Genomic DNA, 695 nt, shown 5'->3' with positions numbered 1-695 from the left:
AATATCTCTACGCGATTCTCTACTCGTTTGGCTGCTATTGCTTAGGTGAAAAATCCGTCCCTCTTATCTTCGAATTTAGTTATCCAGAACCTTCAAAGAGCGCCTACTACGGCAAATATTTTTCGGAGACCGTACGCTTCAACCAAGAGAAAAACCGTGTTCTTCTTCCAAAACCATTGTTAGAGAGAAAACTTGTTTTCTCAAACCCAATACTCGCAGAAGAAAACGATAAAACAGTCAAAACTCAAATGGAGCACATTGCACCAAGCGATACAGTTTCTAGAACGCGCGCACTTATCCAGAAAAACGCGCTGAGCATGGTTAGCCTAGAACATATCTCAGCTCAACTCTGTATGTCTTCAAGAAGTTTACGTCGACACCTACAAGCTCAAGGCTTTAGCTTTCAAACAATCGTTGATCAAGAAAGACACGACATTGCCAAAAAGCTTCTCAGTTCAAACAAACAAACTATTCAAGAAATAGCGATTCTTCTTGGCTATAACGACGCGAGTTCATTTAGTCGTGCGTTTAAACGCTGGGAAAGCGCCTCACCAAAAGAATACCAACTTCAGCAACATCAAAAATCTTGACCTCTAGAGCCATGCATCTGTCCTTTTCTGTCATAGCACTTATTGCCATCTCGTTGAATAATCGCATCCTAGGAACAACTGGGCAGTAAATCGGCAAACATTGCC

General features: G+C 41.7%; 1 protein-coding gene. It reads left to right on the top strand.

What is annotated here, in order from left to right; translation table 11 throughout:
• A partial coding sequence (locus A3738_RS06600) for an AraC family transcriptional regulator (RefSeq protein WP_156504010.1) occupies positions 1 to 590 on the top strand: 590 nt, incomplete at its 5' end.
• Positions 591 to 695 lie beyond the last annotated feature (105 nt).

Source organism: Oleiphilus sp. HI0066 (assembly GCF_001635725.1).
Note: the sequence above shows the minus strand (reverse complement) of the source record. Positions and strands in the feature narration are given on the sequence as shown.